Source organism: Anaerolineae bacterium, from assembly GCA_013178165.1.
Classification (GTDB): Bacteria; Chloroflexota; Anaerolineae; order Aggregatilineales; family Ch27; genus Ch27.
Map to the genome: position 1 here is coordinate 40107 of JABLXG010000013.1, position 16564 is coordinate 56670.

At 63.7% G+C, this 16564-nt stretch carries 18 protein-coding genes; 8 read left to right on the plus strand and 10 right to left on the minus strand.

Going from position 1 to position 16564, the window contains the following annotated elements:
* Nucleotide 1: 1 nt before the first annotated feature.
* Together HPY64_10115 and HPY64_10120 are read right to left on the minus strand one after the other, a co-directional pair.
* On the minus strand, nt 2-796 hold the full coding sequence (locus tag HPY64_10115; GenBank protein ID NPV67487.1) for an alpha/beta hydrolase: 795 nt from the start codon (nt 794-796) through the stop codon (nt 2-4).
* A gap of 60 nt (nt 797-856) precedes the next feature.
* A complete protein-coding gene (locus HPY64_10120) occupies nt 857-2134 on the minus strand; it encodes a UDP-N-acetylglucosamine 1-carboxyvinyltransferase (GenBank protein NPV67488.1) in 1278 nt (425 codons plus the stop codon).
* A 146-nt stretch (nt 2135-2280) separates the two neighbouring features.
* Here HPY64_10120 and HPY64_10125 point away from each other — a divergent pair, with 146 nt between their 5' ends.
* The 3 genes from HPY64_10125 to HPY64_10135 all read left to right on the plus strand — a co-directional run bounded on the left by HPY64_10125 (nt 2281) and on the right by HPY64_10135 (nt 4779).
* On the plus strand, nt 2281-2937 hold the full coding sequence (locus HPY64_10125) for a hypothetical protein (protein ID NPV67489.1): 657 nt from the start codon (nt 2281-2283) through the stop codon (nt 2935-2937).
* A complete protein-coding gene (locus HPY64_10130; GenBank protein NPV67490.1) occupies nt 2934-3944 on the plus strand; it encodes a hypothetical protein in 1011 nt (336 codons plus the stop codon). Before HPY64_10125 ends, HPY64_10130 begins: the two co-directional genes overlap by 4 nt.
* A gap of 79 nt (nt 3945-4023) precedes the next feature.
* On the plus strand, nt 4024-4779 hold the full coding sequence (locus HPY64_10135) for a hypothetical protein (protein NPV67491.1): 756 nt from the start codon (nt 4024-4026) through the stop codon (nt 4777-4779).
* Between the two features lie 72 nt (nt 4780-4851).
* Here HPY64_10135 and HPY64_10140 read toward each other — a convergent pair whose 3' ends face one another.
* A complete protein-coding gene (locus HPY64_10140; GenBank protein ID NPV67492.1) occupies nt 4852-6774 on the minus strand; it encodes a TIGR03960 family B12-binding radical SAM protein in 1923 nt (640 codons plus the stop codon).
* Nucleotides 6775-6951: 177 nt separating this feature from the next.
* Here HPY64_10140 and HPY64_10145 point away from each other — a divergent pair, with 177 nt between their 5' ends.
* The 5 genes from HPY64_10145 (at nt 6952) to HPY64_10165 (ending at nt 11512) form a co-directional block, all read left to right on the plus strand.
* Nucleotides 6952-7599, plus strand: a complete 648-nt coding sequence (locus HPY64_10145) for a hypothetical protein (protein ID NPV67493.1) — start codon at nt 6952-6954, stop codon at nt 7597-7599.
* Nucleotides 7600-7698: 99 nt separating this feature from the next.
* A complete protein-coding gene (locus HPY64_10150; GenBank protein ID NPV67494.1) occupies nt 7699-9129 on the plus strand; it encodes a flotillin family protein in 1431 nt (476 codons plus the stop codon).
* 133 nt (nt 9130-9262) lie between these two features.
* Nucleotides 9263-10141 carry a DUF1028 domain-containing protein gene (locus HPY64_10155; protein ID NPV67495.1) on the plus strand — a complete coding sequence of 293 codons (879 nt, stop codon included), beginning with the start codon at nt 9263-9265 and terminating at the stop codon, nt 10139-10141.
* Between the two features lie 35 nt (nt 10142-10176).
* Nucleotides 10177-10797 carry a hypothetical protein gene (locus tag HPY64_10160; GenBank protein ID NPV67496.1) on the plus strand — a complete coding sequence of 207 codons (621 nt, stop codon included), beginning with the start codon at nt 10177-10179 and terminating at the stop codon, nt 10795-10797.
* A 7-nt stretch (nt 10798-10804) separates the two neighbouring features.
* On the plus strand, nt 10805-11512 hold the full coding sequence (locus HPY64_10165; protein NPV67497.1) for a response regulator transcription factor: 708 nt from the start codon (nt 10805-10807) through the stop codon (nt 11510-11512).
* A gap of 13 nt (nt 11513-11525) precedes the next feature.
* Here the strand turns inward: HPY64_10165 and HPY64_10170 are convergent, their stop codons facing one another.
* The 7 genes from HPY64_10170 to HPY64_10200 all read right to left on the minus strand — a co-directional run bounded on the left by HPY64_10170 (nt 11526) and on the right by HPY64_10200 (nt 16554).
* A complete protein-coding gene (locus tag HPY64_10170; protein NPV67498.1) occupies nt 11526-12269 on the minus strand; it encodes a DUF2085 domain-containing protein in 744 nt (247 codons plus the stop codon).
* A 53-nt stretch (nt 12270-12322) separates the two neighbouring features.
* Nucleotides 12323-13423 (minus strand): hypothetical protein, encoded by a 1101-nt coding sequence (locus tag HPY64_10175; protein ID NPV67499.1) that lies wholly within the window; start codon nt 13421-13423, stop codon nt 12323-12325.
* A 102-nt stretch (nt 13424-13525) separates the two neighbouring features.
* On the minus strand, nt 13526-14434 hold the full coding sequence (locus tag HPY64_10180; GenBank protein NPV67500.1) for a hypothetical protein: 909 nt from the start codon (nt 14432-14434) through the stop codon (nt 13526-13528).
* Nucleotides 14431-14664: a hypothetical protein gene (locus tag HPY64_10185; GenBank protein NPV67501.1), complete on the minus strand. Its 234-nt coding sequence runs from the start codon at nt 14662-14664 to the stop codon at nt 14431-14433. The genes HPY64_10180 and HPY64_10185 overlap by 4 nt, the downstream gene beginning before the upstream one ends.
* A 15-nt stretch (nt 14665-14679) precedes the next feature.
* Nucleotides 14680-15027 (minus strand): hypothetical protein, encoded by a 348-nt coding sequence (locus HPY64_10190; protein NPV67502.1) that lies wholly within the window; start codon nt 15025-15027, stop codon nt 14680-14682.
* 22 nt (nt 15028-15049) lie between these two features.
* Entirely contained in the window at nt 15050-15553 is a 504-nt protein-coding gene (gene mobB, locus HPY64_10195) for a molybdopterin-guanine dinucleotide biosynthesis protein B (protein NPV67503.1), read from the minus strand.
* Between the two features lie 29 nt (nt 15554-15582).
* The gene (locus HPY64_10200; GenBank protein ID NPV67504.1) at nt 15583-16554 is read right to left on the minus strand and encodes a molybdopterin-dependent oxidoreductase; all 972 of its coding nucleotides are present in this window, start codon (nt 16552-16554) and stop codon (nt 15583-15585) included.
* Nucleotides 16555-16564: the final 10 nt, after the last annotated feature.

Consider the following 16564-nt stretch of genomic DNA (forward strand, 5'->3'; position numbering starts at 1 on the left):
CTTATGCCATCTCTCCCGGTTCGGTGGTGAGGAAATGATCCACCAGGCGCACATACTCCGGCAGGCGTTCCAGGTAGCTGAAATGCCCAGCCCCTTCGAAAACCACCAGCCCGGCGCCGGGGATCGTCTGTTCCAGCTTCCGTCCCTGCCAGAGAGGGGTATCCCTGTCCTGATCGCCCCAGATTAGCAGCGTTGGACGGCTGACCCGCGCCGCCTGTGGTAGCAGGTCCTGCCCCACCACACGCAGAAAAGTCTCCCGCAGAGGCCCGGCCTCCAGATAATCGGTCGCTCCAAGCTGCTCATAAGCGCGGCGGCGAGCCGGTTCGTACAGTCGCCGCAGACCGGGCAGGCTCAGGACAGCTTTGGCAGCCTGCACGACTCCATCGCGTAGCGGGTTGCCCGGATTGGGCACACCGGCGCTGTTGGCCAGCACCAGTTTGTCGATCCGCCCGGCGTAATCCGCGCCGAGGACCAGCCCGATCCGCCCGCCAAAAGAATGCCCCAGCACATGCGCCCTTTCCAGACCGCGCGCCGTCATATAAGCCACCACGAGCGCGGCATAGGCAGGCACATCCCAGGCAACCGGCGGGAGATCACTCTCGCCAAAGCCGGGCAGATCGAGGAGATGGATGCTGTAGCGGCCCGACCGGTTGAGTTGCAGCGCCACCGGCCAGAAGCTTTCAATGCTGCCGCCCCAGCCGTGCAGGGCCACGATCGCCGTCGGCCCGTTGCCATGAATGGTACAGGCTATCTTCAGGCCGTTGACGGCCAGCATTTCCCGCTTCGGTTCAAGCATGGCACCTACCAGTCCGTCCGAACCACGTGCTGTCGCAACGGGCGAGTATAGCACACCCGCCTACCGGCTCAGCACCCTGATCTGTGCGCCGATCACCTCCAGACGGCGCAACACATCGCCGAAATTCCACTCGAACATCTCCGCGCCATCGATGATTGTCTCGCCTTCGGCGCATAGCGCCGCGCCCAGCAGCCCCAGCCCGGTGCGCACATCGGGTGTGTCCAGGTAGTCGGCCCGCAGGCGGGTGCGCCCCACGACCACTGCCCGATGTGGATCGCACAGCACGATCTGCGCCCCGAACCCTTTGAGCTTATCCACAAACAGCATCCGGTCGCGGAAGAGCTTCTCGTGGATCAGGATCGTGCCCTGGGCCTGGGTAGCGATCAGTGTGGCGACAGCCACCAGGTCGGAGGGAAAGCCGGGCCAGGGTGCCGTCTCGATGCTGACATCTACTTCCTCGTCACGGCTGGAAATGGCAAAATCCTCATGGCGTGGCACGTACAGATGGCCGTCATCCAGGTCAAGGCGCAACCCCAGCCGGGCGTACACCTTGGCGATCATGCGCAGGTCAGCGGAACGCACACCGTCGACGGTCAGTCGCCCGCCGGTCAGGGCGGCAAATGCAGCCACGCTGGCCACCTCAATATGATCCGGCGCGATGGTCTGCTCGGTCCCGCCCAGCCCAGCCGGGCAGCCGCGAATGCGCAACAGGTTGGAGCCAAGGCCTTCCACTGTCGCCCCCATGGCGCTCAGCATCGTCAGCAGGTCACACACATGCGGTTCCGTAGCCGCATTGTGGATCACGGTCTGGCCGGGCTGGGCAGCTGCCAGCATGGCGATCAGCGCCGTCGCCGTCACGCTGGCCTGCATCAGGATGATCTCGCGGTATTCCCAGGGCACAAAGCGCAGTTCCAGCGAGCCGCCGTCGATCGTCACCCCGCAGCCCAGATCGCGCAGGGCCGTCAGGTGAGTGTGCAGGCGGCTGACCGGGTAATCGACTTCCAGATGCACATGCTGACGGCGGACCAACAGAGCAGGCAGGAACAGGATCACTCCGACTTTGGCCGCGGTCATGGCCCGGCTCAGGCTGCGAGTGGTAATCGCCGGCGTGCGTAGTCTGACGGTGGCCGGGGTCTCCGGTTCGCGTTCTACCTGCGCGCCCAGCATCGCCGCCACATCCAGCATCACCGCCACGCTGGTTGTTTCCGGCACGCCGCGCAGGACCACTGTCTGGTCCGTCAGCAACGACGCGGCGATCATCGCCATGGTCGCATTGCTGTTCCCGCCGGGTATGTACGTCCCGCGCAGGGGTTGATTGCCTGTGACGCCAATGCGCATCCGATCACCTCATCTACAGGCTGGCGCAAGTCCCGCGCTGATTATACCAGCAAGCCCTGCGGACTGAAGGGCCAGCCCCTGCCCTTGATCAAAGCGCCCGGCTGGGCAATGATAGGAATAAGAATCGTTACTCAGCAGAGTTGCGTGTGACCATGACTGTCCTGGATGTCATTGTCGCCTTCCTGACTGGCCGGACCGCTCCCCTGGAGGCTATTCTGGCCAGCCCTGGTCTGCCGGTGATCCCCCTCCAGATCGTCGCCCTGGCCGGGCTATCTGAATCGATCGGGCAGAGCGCCATCCTGTTCGCCAACCGGGTGACTCCCCGCCGCTTCATCATCAGCCTGTTTGTCTCAGCGCTGATCTATGTCGGCGGATTTTTCATGTGGGTCTTCTCCATCACGGTTGTCGCCGGCGTCCTGTTCCAGCGCACGGGGATGCTCAGCGCGGTCGCCGGGGCTGTCAGCCTCAGCTATGTGCCGTTGCTTTTCGGCTTCCTCACCTTCCTGCCTTACCTGGGCAGCCCGATCATCAAGGGCCTCTACCTGTGGGCATTTCTGGCCCAGGTGGCCGAGTTGCGGTTCGCGCTGGGCCTCAACCACGCCCAGGCTGTCCTGTGCAGCATGGGCGGGGCGCTGTTCATCCTGATCATCCGCGCCACAGTCGGGCGGCCAGTCATCTGGCTGGAAAACCGCGTGCGCAACTGGGTAGCAGGCAAGCGCCTGGAGTTTGATCTGAAGACCCTGCTCGATCCCGCCCGTTACCAGCGCCGATCAGAAGATCGTGACAGGGACAGACGGCTATGACGATCAGTCCGGAGTGGATTATCGGTCTTATGCTGGCCTGGCTGCTGATCGCCGCCCTGCTCTCCCCGCTGGAGGCGCTGGGCTGGTGGGCGGGCTGGTTCCGCGGCCTGGAAGATGCGCCACCGGTCGCTGAAGCGTCGCCTCCGGCGGCGCCTGCGCCGGACACCCGGCGTTACGTGGCCTATCTCACCGGCATCGCCAGCGCCGCCGAAGGTGTCCACCTGCCCCGCGAGCAGCGCTTCCTAGAAGCGCTGGCTGCCCGCCTGCCGGATACTGTGCTGATCGGGGATATCTTCCCTTACTCGATCACGCATCGCGCCCTGACCGGGCAACGGGTCTTCGCCTGGTTCTGGCGCTATATCTTCAGCCGCAAGACTCAGGGCAGCCCGGTCGGCTTCCTGATCAACCTGCGCAATCTCTTTCAGGTGCTGGTCTCCGCCGACAGCCGTTACGGGCCGATCTACAACCAGGGCGGCGCGGCGCTGATCATCAACGCCCTGCGCCGGCATGGTTACCCCTTTGGCAGCGGGACGCCGGTCACGCTGATCGGCTACAGCGGCGGCGGGCAGATCTGCCTGGGAGCAGCACCTTACCTCAAAGCCATGCTGAAAGCGCCCATCACCCTGATCTCGCTCGGTGGTGTGTTGTGCTCCGATCCCGGCATCACTGCGGTAGAGCGCCTGTATCACATCCAGGGTAGCCGGGATTGGGTGCAGCGGATTGGCGAGGTGGTCTTTCCCGGTCGCTGGCCGCTGCTGCCCAACTCCACCTGGAACCGGGCCAGGACACAGGGCCGCATCGAGATCATCCATCCTGGCCCGTTCAGCCATACCGGCAAGGGCGGTTATCTGGATGATGAAACGCGCTTGCCTGATGGCCGGACCTGTCTTGAAGTCACCCTGGATACACTGGTTGGCCTGATTCAGCGTTGCCCCTCGCCCCCGGCCAAACCACGACGCCGCCGGTCACTGCGGCGCTCCAGGCATTCTGTCCACACGCCCATGTGATCGATCTTGGAAAACGCTGCGCCACGCATTGCCATAACGGTAGAGGCACAGCTTGAGTCTCAGCATCAGGATGGAGCCTATGACCCAGTCACTCGCTGCCCAGTACCAGACTCAGGTGCATTGTACTGAGGAAACCATCGACCCGGAATTCTGGCAGAATCCGCATGGGGTCGAGGTTCCTCACGACAATCTCAAGTTCCTGTACGTCCCCGATCACGTGTCAGCCTACATAGCCGCGCAGGTCGCCCGTAAGGTCTACCGCTATCAGATCGACAACATCTGCACCAAAGAGCAGATCACCCATGCGGTGATGATCACCATGGGCGGGCTGCTGCCGGGCGTGCTGCTCCACGATCATCTGGCCTGGACGCTCAACAAGAACATCCCGCCGATCGAGTTTGGCACGCTGGGAGTCCGGTATTATGCCGGGCCAGGCCAACCGCTGGACCGCCCGACCATCATCCACCCGCTGTCGATCGAGGTTGAGGGCAAAGTGATCGGCGTCGTCGAAGACCTGGTCGACATGGGTGGGACGGCCCGCTTTGTGGCTAATTACTTGACTGACGAGCGCAAGGCCCGCAAGGTCGTCCTGATCGCCCCGTACCTCAAGAGCACCGGTCTGTTGAACGAGATGGATGTGATCTACTACGGTCACGTCCCCAAAGATACCTGGATCATCACCCCGCGCGAACGGGTCGAGACGTTGATCAAGCGCGTGCCCTACTGGCGCGATCGCGGCGCCACACTCCAGGAATGCGAGCAGAGCCTGCGGGAGATCGGCTACCCGCCCTACCTGCTGGAGATTTACCTGCGGGCAACTTACGAGCGCGGTTGATCCCCGCTGCAAACAACACGAGAGCGACCGGGGTGTCGCTCTCGTGCTTCCCAGCGCCATCCTTCCGCCGGCTTACAGCGGCTCCAGCGGGATGATCGCCTCCGCCCGGCGGCCCCGCCGTTCGCGGGGCACGACCGGCGGGCATTCCCAGGCGTCGGCGGTCGTTTCTGCCCGCATGTCCTTGAAACGGGGGAGGATACCGCAGGCGAAGCAATGGTTGCGGCAGTCCACACGCGTCTCGCCCTGCAACGACATCAGGTAGTCTTCCTGCAGGTATTTCTTCCTGACGGCGATGCTCAGGTGGTCCCAGGGGAAGACCTCATCCAGGCTGCGCGGGCGATGAGTATAGAAGCGCATGTCAAGGTCACAATCCACAAATGCCTGCCGCCAGGCGTCCGCCCGGTAGTGATCCTGCCAGGCGTCGAAGCGGGTCCCCAGTTCCCAGGCGCGGCGGATCACCGCCCCCAGGCGGCGATCGCCCCGGCTCAGGAAGGCCTCCAGCAGCGTTTCTTCCACGTCATTCCAGCGCAGATGCAGCCCGTGCCCGCGCAGCGTCTGCTGCAACAGCGCTTGCTTGGCCCGGATGTTCTCTGGCGTGTCCAGCGACACCCACTGGAAGGGCGTGTGTGGCTTGGGAACGAAGGTACTGACGCCAACGTTGACATTGGCCTTATTGCCGTGCACCCGGCGCCCTTCGGCCAGAACCGCCTTCACGAGATCGGCGATGGCCTGCACATCTTCCAGTGTCTCTTCCGGATGCCCGATCATAAAGTAGAGCTTGATCGTGCGCCAGCCGCGGTTGTAAATCTCGCGGGCGGTGTCCAGTACCTGCTGGTGCGGAACGAACTTGTTGATGATCCGGCGCATTTTCTCCGTCGCTGCCTCCGGCGCCAGAGTGAACCCGCCGCGACGGGTATCCTTGAGCGCGTCCAGCAGGTCAACGCTCATCGATTCGATGCGCAGGCTGGGCAGGCTGATGCTCAGCCCCCGGCTCCCGTACTTCTCGCCGATGACCTGCACCAGTTCGCGCACGTGGGTGTAATCGGAGGACGACAGGCTGAGCAGACCGATCTCCTCGAAGCCAGTATTGCGGACGATCTCATCCACCGCCGCGACGATCTCCTCAACTGTGCGTTCACGCACCGGGCGGGTGACCATCCCGGCGTGACAGAAGCGGCACCCCCGCGTGCAGCCACGCATGATCTCGACCGGTGCGCGGTTGTGCACCGTGCTCACATTGGGCACCAGGAAGCGCGTGAACGGCTTCGGCAGCACGGGGACAATCCGCTTGGTGACGGTCGCCGGGATGCCGGGACGGTTGGGCGTGACCGCGGCGATCGTGCCATCCGGGTGGTAGGCAACGTCATAGAACCGCGGCACGTAAAAGCCTTCCAGCCGGGCCAGCGCCATGAGTTGCGCGTCGCGTGACTGCCCCTTTGTCTCCAGCAGCACCCGCCCGATCTCGACAATGATCTCCTCGCCCTCGCCGATGACAAAGCCATCGATGAAATCGGTCATCGGTTCCGGGTTGTAGCAGGCGTGCCCACCGGCAATCACCAGCGGATAGGAAGAATCGCGCTCGCGGGCCAGCAGGGGCATCCCCGCCAGATCGAGCAACGTCAGCACGTTAGTGTAAAGCTGCTCGTAGGGCAGGCTGATGGCAAATACATCAAAGTCGCGGACAGCGTGCTTGGTCTCCAGGCTATAGAGCGGGATTCCTTCCCGGCGCATCAGCGCCTCCATGTCCGTCCAGGGGTTAAAGACGCGCTCAGCCAGCATATCCGGCTGGCGATTGACGGCATCATAAAGCAGCATCACCCCCAGGTTGGACATACCCAGGTCGTAGATATCCGGGAAGGTCATCGCTACCCGCAGGGGAACCCGCGCCCAGTCCTTGACGACGCTGTTGTACTCCCCGCCGACATAGCGGCCAGGCCGGTCAACCTGCAACAGGATACGGTCAAGGGTGCGCTCGATCTGCTCTGGAGTCATCATGGCACGCCACCTGAATTTTTCTGACGAAAGGTTAATAAATTCAAATTATAGCTGCCGCGCTGGTGCATGTAAAGCGCGCAGCGATTCGCCCGGCACCCCTAAATTGGGGGATGCAGGGAAGCTGACTTCCGGCGATAATGAGGATAACCGGCACGATGGCGACCAGGATGGTGCCTCATGATGGACACGCTCTTCGGCGGCAGTGCCCTCAACTGTATTTATGGCGCCGCCCTGCTGATCGGCTTCCTGTACGCCCTGTTCCTGATCTTCTTTCAGGGCGTCGGGCATGCTTTTGAACTGGGCCATGTGGACATTTTTGGCCACGATATTGATCTGGGCGGCCTGTTTGACCTGCCCGGCCAGGATGTGGACCTGCACGCCGGGCACGAGGTGATGGCCGGGCATGACGGCCACGAGGCCGGTGGGTTGAGCATGCTGGCGATCAGCGGCTTCACGGCAGCCTTTGGCGCATTCGGGCTGGCCACGGCGACGCTGTTGGATGCTCCGCCGTTGCTCAGCCTGCTGGCGGCGGTAGCTGGCGGGGTTGTCATCGGCGGCCTGGCCCAGATTCTGTTCATTCAGGTGCTTTCCCCTTCCACCAGCAGCAACATCCAGCTCAGCGCCATCAAAGGCGCTTCCGCCAGGGTGACCGTCCCCATCCCTGCCCGCGGCATGGGCCAGATCGCCATTGTACTTGGCGGCCAGCGCATGACGCTCGGCGCACGCTCTTCAGCAGAGGTGGACATCCCGCGCGGTGTGGATGTGCTGGTGGACGGCGTACGCGATGGCGTCGCTTACGTCTCGCTGGAAGCACCTGAAGAGTGACGGCCACCGGAGTTGTGGGCTGCCCATCTCCGGTGCTATGCTGACCGAAAATCCGCGCCGCGCACTGCTACCGGTAGCTAACGCTTTAAGGAGGAAGCCATGTCACCTGCAGTAGGGGGCCTCGCCCTGCTCATCCTGTTCTTTGTATTGATCACCGTCTTGATCGTCTACCTCAGCCGCATCCGGACGGTTGGCCCCAACGAGGTGTTGATCATCTCCGGTCGCAGGCGAACGGTCGTCAACCCGCTGACCGGCAAACCGGAGGAGCGCAGCTACCGGATCGTCAAAGCCGGGCGCGCTTTCATCTGGCCCGTGATCGAGCGCGTTGACGTGCTATCGCTGGAACTGCTGACCATAGAAGTCAGCATCGACGACGTATACACCTCGCAGGGGGTGGCTATCAGCCTGGACGGCGTGGCCCAGATCAAGATCGCCAGCGATGATGTCAGCATCGGCACCGCCGCCGAGCGCTTCCTCTCCAAGAGCCGCGCCGAACTGCAGAATGTCGCCCACGAAACCCTGGCCGGTCACCTGCGGGCCATTGTTGGCACGCTCACCGTCGAGGAGATCTACCGCGAGCGCGACAAGTTCGCCCAGAGTGTGCAGGAAGTCTCCGCCGATGACCTCAAGAACATGGGTCTGGCCATCGATAGCTTCGTGATCAAGGACATCCGCGACAGCGAGGGCTACCTGAATGCCCTGGGTCGCCCGCGCATTGCCGATGTCAAGCGCAACGCCGTGATCGCTGAGCAGTCTGCCGCCGCCGAGGAAGAAGCGGCTCGCCGCGACTATGGCATCAAGAAAGCCGAGTACGACCGGGAGGTCGCCCGCCAGCGCGCTGAATCCGATCTGGCCTACAAACTGCAGGAAAGCATCACCAGCCAGAAGGTCCGCGCTGAGGAAGTCCAGGTCGAGATCGTCGCCAAGGCCAAGCAGATCGAGCTGCAGGAGCAGGAAGCCCTGCGCATGGAGCGTGAGCTGGAGGCGACCGTCCGCAAGCCAGCTGAGGCTGAGCAATACCGCATCCAGACCATCGCCAACGCCCGAAAGTACCAGCTTGAAGCGGAAGCCGCCGGCGAAGCAGAAGCTATCCGTGCCAGAGGTCTGGCCGAAGCGGAAGTCGTCAAGCAGCGCGGCCTGGCCCAGGCGGAAGTCGTCCGCCAGCAGGGTCTGGCAGAAGCCGAGGCCATGAGCAAGAAGGCCGCGGCCTGGCAGGAGTACAACCAGGCGGCCATTATTCAGCAGTTGATCGACGCACTGCCGCAGATCGCGGCAGCCATCGCCGCCCCGCTGGCCAAGACTGAACGCATCGTCGTCATCAGCAATGGCGGCGACGGCCAGTCCGGCGCGGGAGCGTCGCGAGTCTCGGCGGATATCACCAGCATCATCGCCCAGATTCCCGCTACGGTAGAGGCCCTGACCGGCGTCAACCTGATCGAAACACTCAAGAACCTGCCCGGCGTGGTGGCCACGCCCCCCGCCCAGCCAGAAGCGCCCGCCGAGTCTGGCCCGGTGAATATCGAGCAGTAACCCGCAACCCTTCCCTGCGGACAGGGCGGCCTGCCTACCCTGTCCGCAGCATCACCCCGGCTGCTGATGCGCCTGGCAGCCGGAGCCTTGCATTCTACCGGCAACTATCGCCCTGCCAGAACTGGAGAGACGCATGAAACGCCTGAACACCTTTTCCATCGTGGCTTACGATCCCGCTGAAGAAGCCTGGGGAGTAGCGGTTGCCAGCAAATTCCTGGCCGCTGGCGCGGTGGTCAGCTGGGCCAGGGCCGGGGCCGGCGCGGTGGCGACCCAGGCGCTGGCGAGAGTCAGCTTCGGAACGGATGGCCTGGCCATGCTGGCCGCCGGCAAGAGCGCCAGCGAGACTCTGGCGGCACTGCTGGCTGCCGATCCGGGCCGCGAGGATCGCCAGGTCGGGATTGTAGACGCTCACGGCGGCGCTGCCGCCCATACCGGCGCAAGCTGTTTCGCCTGGGCCGGGCATCGCGTCGGCGAAGGCTTCACCTGCCAGGGTAACATCCTCACCGGCCCGGAAACGCTGGATGCGATGGCTGAGACCTTTCAGACTGCCACAGGCGAACTGGCCGACCGGCTGGTAGCTGCTTTGCTGGCGGGCGATACCGCCGGCGGCGATCGGCGGGGCAAGCAGGCTGCCGGCGTGCTGGTCGTGCGCCACAACGGCGGCTATGGCGGCGATAACGACCGCTACCTGGATCTGCGCGTTGATGACGACCCGGAACCAGTCAAACGCCTGCAGGAACTGGTGGCTATGCACCACCTTTTCTTTGGCAAGCCCAGACCGGAAGACCAGTTGCCCATTGACGAATCCCTGGCCCGCGAATTGCAGGCGCTGCTACTGCGAGCAGGCTATGCAGTTCCTATCACCGGCGTCTGGGATACGGCATCACAACAGGCCTTCTGGGCGCTGGTCAGCAACGAGAACCTGGAAGAGCGCTGGGCCATTGACCGGCAGCCCGATCGGATCGACCAGGTAGCCATGGCGTACCTGCGGCGGCGCTTTCCCGGTGGCTGATTGCCTCGTAGTCATCACCTCAGTACAATACAGGTATGGCGAGACTGTTCAATAAACTCAACACCCTGCTAAGGGCCAGCATTGAAGGCTTTCTGGAGGATGACCTGCGCCTGTCACGGGGCCATCGGGATACGCCACGCGGCAAGGCGCTTGACCGCGAGATTGAGGCCCTGCGCCGGGAAATCAGTGCCGCCCTGGATTACGAAGACGATCTGCAAACCCGCATTGATGCCCTGCGCCAGGACGCCTCCGATCTCGATCTCCAGGCCGACAACGCCCTGCTGACCCACCAGCAGGAGGTCGCCCGTCAGGCGTTGGCGCAACTCAAGCGCACTGAACAACAGATCGCCATGCTGGAAGCCGATCTGGCCCAGCACCGGCAGCATGTCGCCGCGTTGATGGATCGCGTGAACGTGCTGGAAGGACTGGCTGCTGAGGCAACGGCACGCCAGCGGGCCGCGCCTGCGGACAGTGCAAACGTCGAACCTGCGCCAGCAGAGCAAACGTCCTCGCCTGTCGCTGTACAGGTAACGGCCAGCGGTCCTGGGGAAACCGCCGAGACGAGTTCCGCCGGATTGCCGCCCTCGCCAGTCACTGACGAAGAACTCGCCGCCCGGCGCCGGCGGCTGACAGGCGGAACCAATCAAAAGGAGTAGTCACTGCATGAGTGCCTATATCCTGACCGTCGATGACGAACACCAGATGCGGATGCTGCTGATGGATGCGCTCCGTAGCGCCGGGTACGAGACCGGCCAGGCCAGTTCAGCCAGAGAAGCCCTGGCCATGATCGCCAACCGCCGCCCTGATTTGCTTGTCCTCGATGTAGGGATGCCGGAGATGAACGGCCTGGCGCTGTGCCGCAGATTGCGTGAAGACCCGCGCTATGTCACCCTGCCCATCCTGTTCCTGACCGCCTATACCCAGCCGGAGGATATCATCCGTGGTCTGGATGCCGGCGCGGATGACTACACCACCAAGCCTATCAACCTGGCGGTTTTTCTGGCGCGGGTGCGCGCCCTGCTCCGCCGGGCCGAACTGAGCACGGCCACTTCAGCGGAGAACGAACAGCCGATCCTCACCGTTGGCGACCTGACCCTCAACTCCAATACGTACCAGGTGCAGGTGAACGACCGCACGATCCCTCTAACAGCAACTGAACACCGCTTGCTGCGCTACATGATGGAGCACAGCAACCAGCCGCTTTCCCCCCAGCACTTACTGGAAGCCGTCTGGGAATACCCACCCTTCACTGGCGACCCGGACCTGGTCCGCGTGCATGTGCGCAACCTGCGCGCCAAGCTGGAAGAGGATACCCGCCAGCCCCGATACATCCAGACGGTGCACGGCGTCGGCTATATGATCAAGGGTTGAGCGGTTCCGCCCATCAGAGCGCGCCAATGCGACGCAGCTTGGTCACCAGTTCGCGCCGCGTCTCGCGCATCGATTCTTCGAGGTAAGGCAAAGCTAGCCAGCCATTCATCAAACCAAACAGCGCGCCGGTCACCGTCCGGAAGAGCGGCGTGCTTTCCCGTGCCGGCCACAGGCTCAGCGGCGGCTGGCTGAGGAGTTGGCTGAAGCCGTCCAGGCCGATCGGCCCCAGCCCCAGCACAAGATATAACCACAGCGGCGCAGGCCGCAGCCGGTTGCGGATCAGGGCAAAAAGCAGGGTGAACAGGAACAACGCCCCGTAAATGGCAATGTCCCGTTCGCACAGGGCAACCTTGTAACCCATCACCGGGTTGCCGATAAAGCTACGCGACAGAAGCTGCAGATCAGCCGTCCAGGCGTGTAGATCGGGCACAGCAGCGAAGAATTCATCCTGGGCCACAAACGACTCGTACGGCTCCAGCCCGGCAACCCCGGCATCAGCGCGCGGATACGCCGGCTGCGCCCCGAACAGGAACCACGATCGGAAGGCAAACTGGTGGCACAGCGGGCTGTAGATCGTGTACAGCGCGCGAGCGGGGCCGGTCGCCCCGACGTGCATCAATACCGGCGCCAGTAGCGCCAGTCCCACATACAACCCGAAGAAAAGCGCAACCAGCCATAACCAGTGGCGGCTAAGCCATAACACCCCGCGCTGCATACGGATGGCCCGGCGGCGAGCAGCTTCGTCACGGACAACCATAGGGGGCCCCCTTCACTCATTCTGACGCTATCGACAAAGCCTCCGGCCAGCGATCACCCGACCGGCGCAGGGAGCAAACCCGTCTCCGTCCCAAAGGACGGTCCCTCCTGCAGGCATGGCCCCAGCTCACCCAGCCCGATCCGCCCCTGGAACAACTCGGTCGCGCAGTATTCCAGGTTATAGGAGAAGTCCCCGGTTGACCCCAGCTGGCTCAACACGGCCAGTTGCCCGCTCATCACCAACACCCCGATCACCATCAGGAACATACCGCTGACCAGTTCAATGGTGCGCATGTGTCGCTGCAGACGGCGCAGCAAGCCCTGCATACGGTCCATCGCCAGCGCTGTCAGCAGGAATGGGACGCCCAACCCCAGCGAATAAGCCATGAGCAACATCCCGGCCTGACTGAGCGACCCGCCATTGGCGGCCATCGTCAGCACCGCCCCGTACACCGGGCCGATGCAGGGCGTCCATCCCGCCGAAAACACCACACCCATCAGCGCCGAACCGAAATAGCCCCGATCGTGGTGCGGCTGCATCTGCTGACGGGTATCCGCGTACAGCGCCAACTGCAACCGGCTCAGGGCGCGATCCCAGAAGTCGCCCGGACGGGTGAACGCCCCACCCCACAGGAGCCATAACAGGTACAACCCGGCGCCGCCGATCATCACCACTGGCGTGACCAGCGCCCAGGCCAGAATCGCTGCCACGCCCAACTGGGCGATGACTGTGATTAGCCGCCCCATCCCGCTGTTCATCGTTGCCCGCTGACCCAGCACCCAGCTGATAAAACGCGGCAGCACGCCCATCACATGCAGCCCAAACAGGATGATGATCAGCCCGCCCAGCCGCGCCAGAATCACCTGCACTTCCACCACTGAACCGCGCAGGGCGAATGATCCAGCTGTCGTCAGCAGTCCGAAGATGACAAAAACGGCGCTGAAGCCCATTACAAAGAACAGCCCATGCAGCAATGTGACAAAGCGGCCCGACCGGACAACGGTTCTGCTGCCCCGGCCCGCGCCAGCTGCCACGGTGACCGTCAATTGCCCACCCATATAGCCGACATATGCGGGCACCAGCGGTAGGACACAGGGCGAAACAAAGGACACCAGTCCCGCAATGAAAGCCAGTCCGATCGTGATATCTGTCATACCTTGCTCCCGATCCGCAGTATCGCGCCGCGATTCCGATTCTACCCTTTAGACGCTGCAATCGGGGCCACTGTCACCTGAATATTCGATGAAAACATGCGCTCAAATCACCTCGATAGACGCATCCACCGGCAGCCAGCCGTACAGCCAGCGAGCCGCCCAGGGCGCCACTTCCCAGCCAGGCCCCTCGCCAGTCTCGCCGAAACGGTGGTGCCAGTACACGCCATAGAGTAGCATGCCATTGCCTGACAGCACCCATGCAGCACCATACCAGGGGTTGATCCGGGTGGCTGGTTGGCGGAGCAACCCGCCACCTGTTCCCGGACGCCCTGCCCGCATCCTCGGCGGGACGGCCGCCGAAAGGCGCAACACATCGCGCCCGTCCTCCTGCGCGATAATCGCAGCGCGGGCGCGATCCAGCAGCAACCTTCTGGCTCGTGTCGTCCGGGCCGGCTCAGGCTCTGTGCAGATGCTCCAGCGGGTCGCTGGCGTCCAGCCCAACGGAGTCGAGTCCGGGTGCTCGCTGAGGGCGTACCAGCCGCCATCGTCGCCCGGCAGTGCGTCCACAACCGCCAGGACGCCGCCATGGCCGATCCGCGTCACCAGCGGCGCAGCAGCGGATGCCCACCGGCGCACGGGGGCGACTGCCGCCACAACCACCGCCCATGCCGGCAATGCCGCCGGATGTGCCATATCCCCGGGTGCAGAGGATAGCATCGGCTGGATATCGTAACGGTGAACATAGCCATCCGGCACAGCATACCAACCGCCTTTAAGTCCCAGCAAAGGGGTAGTGCTATCCGGCCACAGATGGCGCACCATCGGAGCCGCACCATCCGGCGCCGATCGCACCACCACCGCTTTCAGCGCCCGCCCGGTCACCGGCTCAGGCAGGGGCGCATCCAGGCCCTCCACCGGCAGGGCCGCCGCCAGCAGAGTCGCGCCTGACAGGGACAGGAACGTTCGCCGGGTCAATGGCACACCCAAAACGCCTCGATCAATCGGTTTCACGGTTCGCTCCCCACCAGGCGCGCCACCACCGCCCGGAGTTGTTCTTCCGGCTGGTAGCCAAACAACTCCTGCACAACCTCGCCTTCCGCATCCAGCAAGACAATGTGCGGGATAGCTGAGACGCCATACTGTATTGTCAGATCGCGCGTCGAAATGAGATCGACGTTCAGGATGTGAAAATCCACCTGCCCGCTGTAGTCTTCCTCAAGCCGTCGCACGGACGGGCGCATCGCGTTGCAGGCGCTTCACCACCACGCCTGAAACTCGATGAAATGCGGCAGGCCGCGGAGAATGATGGCATACGGCGTTGCCAGCTGATCCTGCGTTGGCAGCAAACCAGCGAGCGCGGTCAGCGTCGCCAGTGGTCCGATCGGCGTTGGTGCGGCAGTGGGAAAGCTGATCCGGCTGGGAGCCGGGGTAGCCGTAGCTACTGCTTGAGGAGCAGGCGTGGGCAGTGCCGCTACCGCGCCACCCAGCGGCCCCTGATCCTGTGGCAGGACGGCCACCAGCGTCTGCACCACCCGGCCTGCCGGCGCGCAGGCCGTTAGCCCCAGCAGCGCGATACCTGCCAGCAAGAACACCAATCGCTTCATGGTGAACTGCTCCTCCCCGCCGTCAGCGTTGAACGCGGGTCACCAGACGGCTGATCAGGAAGTCCGCCAGCCCACTGGTGTCGTCCAGGGCAAAGCAGGGCGCGCCATCCAGCGGCAGATCGCTGACGTAGGCCAGCACCTCCCCCGGTGCATTGAGCGGCTCCAGGCTGCGCGAGGCGCGTACCACCTCGATCCTGGGAAAGGCTGAATCGCGGTTGAAGCCCTCAGTCAGGATGATGTCCACATCCTGCACCTGCCCGGCCAGTTCCGCCAGGGAAAGTTCCCGCGCTAGGCGGCGGACGATCGCCATCTTGATCGGCGATACAATCATCACCGCTTCGGCCCCGGCCTCGTAATGCCGCCAGGTATCCTTGCCGGGCTGGTCGATCGTGAAGTCCGGGTGAGCATGATGCTTGATGGTGGCCACCCGCAATCCGCGCGCCCGCAACGCCGGAATCAGCTTTTCCAGCAGCGTCGTCCGGCCTGAGCCAGACCGACCCACAATTCTGACCAGCGGTATCGTCATGTACTATCGCCCCTGATCCTTGTGTGCTGTCAGCCTATCACCCGTACCACAATCCAGTGCATGGGATCGACATCCCTGGAACCGCCTGCATTATGCTCCACACTATCGTTTAATCCTAATCCGGCCAGGCGATCCTGCGTCCGCCCTGTCCGATCGGTGGCCCGCACCACCAGCCGGTACTCGCCCGGCACCTCCGGAGTCCACAGGGTGTACCACTGTGTCCAGGCCAGCGGCGACTCCGGCGGGCGCAGGGTGACCGGCATCCAGTCACCGCCGTCCACGCTGAGCCCCACCGCCGCGATCCCCCGCAAGCCGGCAAACGCCACACCCTGGACTGCGACAGGCTGGCCAACCTGAAGAACAGTATAGGGGCGCGGAGTCATGATCTGTGCGCCCGTCCTGACCGGCGGGATGCCCGCGCCAGAAGCCTGTCGCGCCTCGATCGCAGTGATTCGGGTCAGCCACTTGACCGACGCCCCGCCATACAGATCGGGCACCAGTGCCCGCAGCGGGCCGCCGTGCTCCGGCGGCAACAGCGCGCCATTCATGTCATAAGCCAGGAGTGCCTGTGGCAAACCAGGTTCATCCAGCGCCACTGTCGCTGAATAGCCATCCGCCGCTTCAAACCGGAGATGAGTCGCTTCCGGCAGCAGATCGGCTTGCAGAAGGAGATCGGCCAGGCGGCAACCGCGCCAAGCTGCATTGCCGATCAGCCCGCCGCCCGGCGGATTCATGGCGCTCACCAGCGTGAACACATCCCCGGCAGCGGGCTGCCTTCTGAGCGCCTCATAGCCCAGCTTGAGCGGACGGCGAACCAGACCGTCAAATACCAGCGCCCACGCCCGGCGATCGATGACCGGCAACCTACCGGTCACAGACTGTCGATAAAAGCGACCAATTGGCGTGATCACCGGCGAATCAAAGGTGATCCCGTCCGAGGCGGGTGGCTGCGGCCTGCGGCTGCCCGGCAACCGGCGCAAGAACGCGCGCCGCGATAGCATCTCCGGCACC

Coding starts and splice junctions, on each gene's coding strand:
- HPY64_10115 (NPV67487.1), bottom strand. CDS start 796: ATGCTTGAACCGAAGCGGGAAATGCTGGCCGTCAACGGCCTGAAGATA.
- HPY64_10175 (NPV67499.1), bottom strand. CDS start 13,423: ATGACAGATATCACGATCGGACTGGCTTTCATTGCGGGACTGGTGTCC.
- HPY64_10150 (NPV67494.1), top strand. CDS start 7,699: ATGTCACCTGCAGTAGGGGGCCTCGCCCTGCTCATCCTGTTCTTTGTA.
- HPY64_10170 (NPV67498.1), bottom strand. CDS start 12,269: ATGGTTGTCCGTGACGAAGCTGCTCGCCGCCGGGCCATCCGTATGCAG.
- HPY64_10160 (NPV67496.1), top strand. CDS start 10,177: ATGGCGAGACTGTTCAATAAACTCAACACCCTGCTAAGGGCCAGCATT.
- HPY64_10185 (NPV67501.1), bottom strand. CDS start 14,664: ATGCGCCCGTCCGTGCGACGGCTTGAGGAAGACTACAGCGGGCAGGTG.
- HPY64_10200 (NPV67504.1), bottom strand. CDS start 16,554: ATGCTATCGCGGCGCGCGTTCTTGCGCCGGTTGCCGGGCAGCCGCAGG.
- HPY64_10165 (NPV67497.1), top strand. CDS start 10,805: ATGAGTGCCTATATCCTGACCGTCGATGACGAACACCAGATGCGGATG.
- mobB (NPV67503.1), bottom strand. CDS start 15,553: ATGACGATACCGCTGGTCAGAATTGTGGGTCGGTCTGGCTCAGGCCGG.
- HPY64_10145 (NPV67493.1), top strand. CDS start 6,952: ATGATGGACACGCTCTTCGGCGGCAGTGCCCTCAACTGTATTTATGGC.
- HPY64_10155 (NPV67495.1), top strand. CDS start 9,263: ATGAAACGCCTGAACACCTTTTCCATCGTGGCTTACGATCCCGCTGAA.
- HPY64_10135 (NPV67491.1), top strand. CDS start 4,024: ATGACCCAGTCACTCGCTGCCCAGTACCAGACTCAGGTGCATTGTACT.
- HPY64_10190 (NPV67502.1), bottom strand. CDS start 15,027: ATGAAGCGATTGGTGTTCTTGCTGGCAGGTATCGCGCTGCTGGGGCTA.
- HPY64_10140 (NPV67492.1), bottom strand. CDS start 6,774: ATGATGACTCCAGAGCAGATCGAGCGCACCCTTGACCGTATCCTGTTG.
- HPY64_10120 (NPV67488.1), bottom strand. CDS start 2,134: ATGCGCATTGGCGTCACAGGCAATCAACCCCTGCGCGGGACGTACATA.
- HPY64_10130 (NPV67490.1), top strand. CDS start 2,934: ATGACGATCAGTCCGGAGTGGATTATCGGTCTTATGCTGGCCTGGCTG.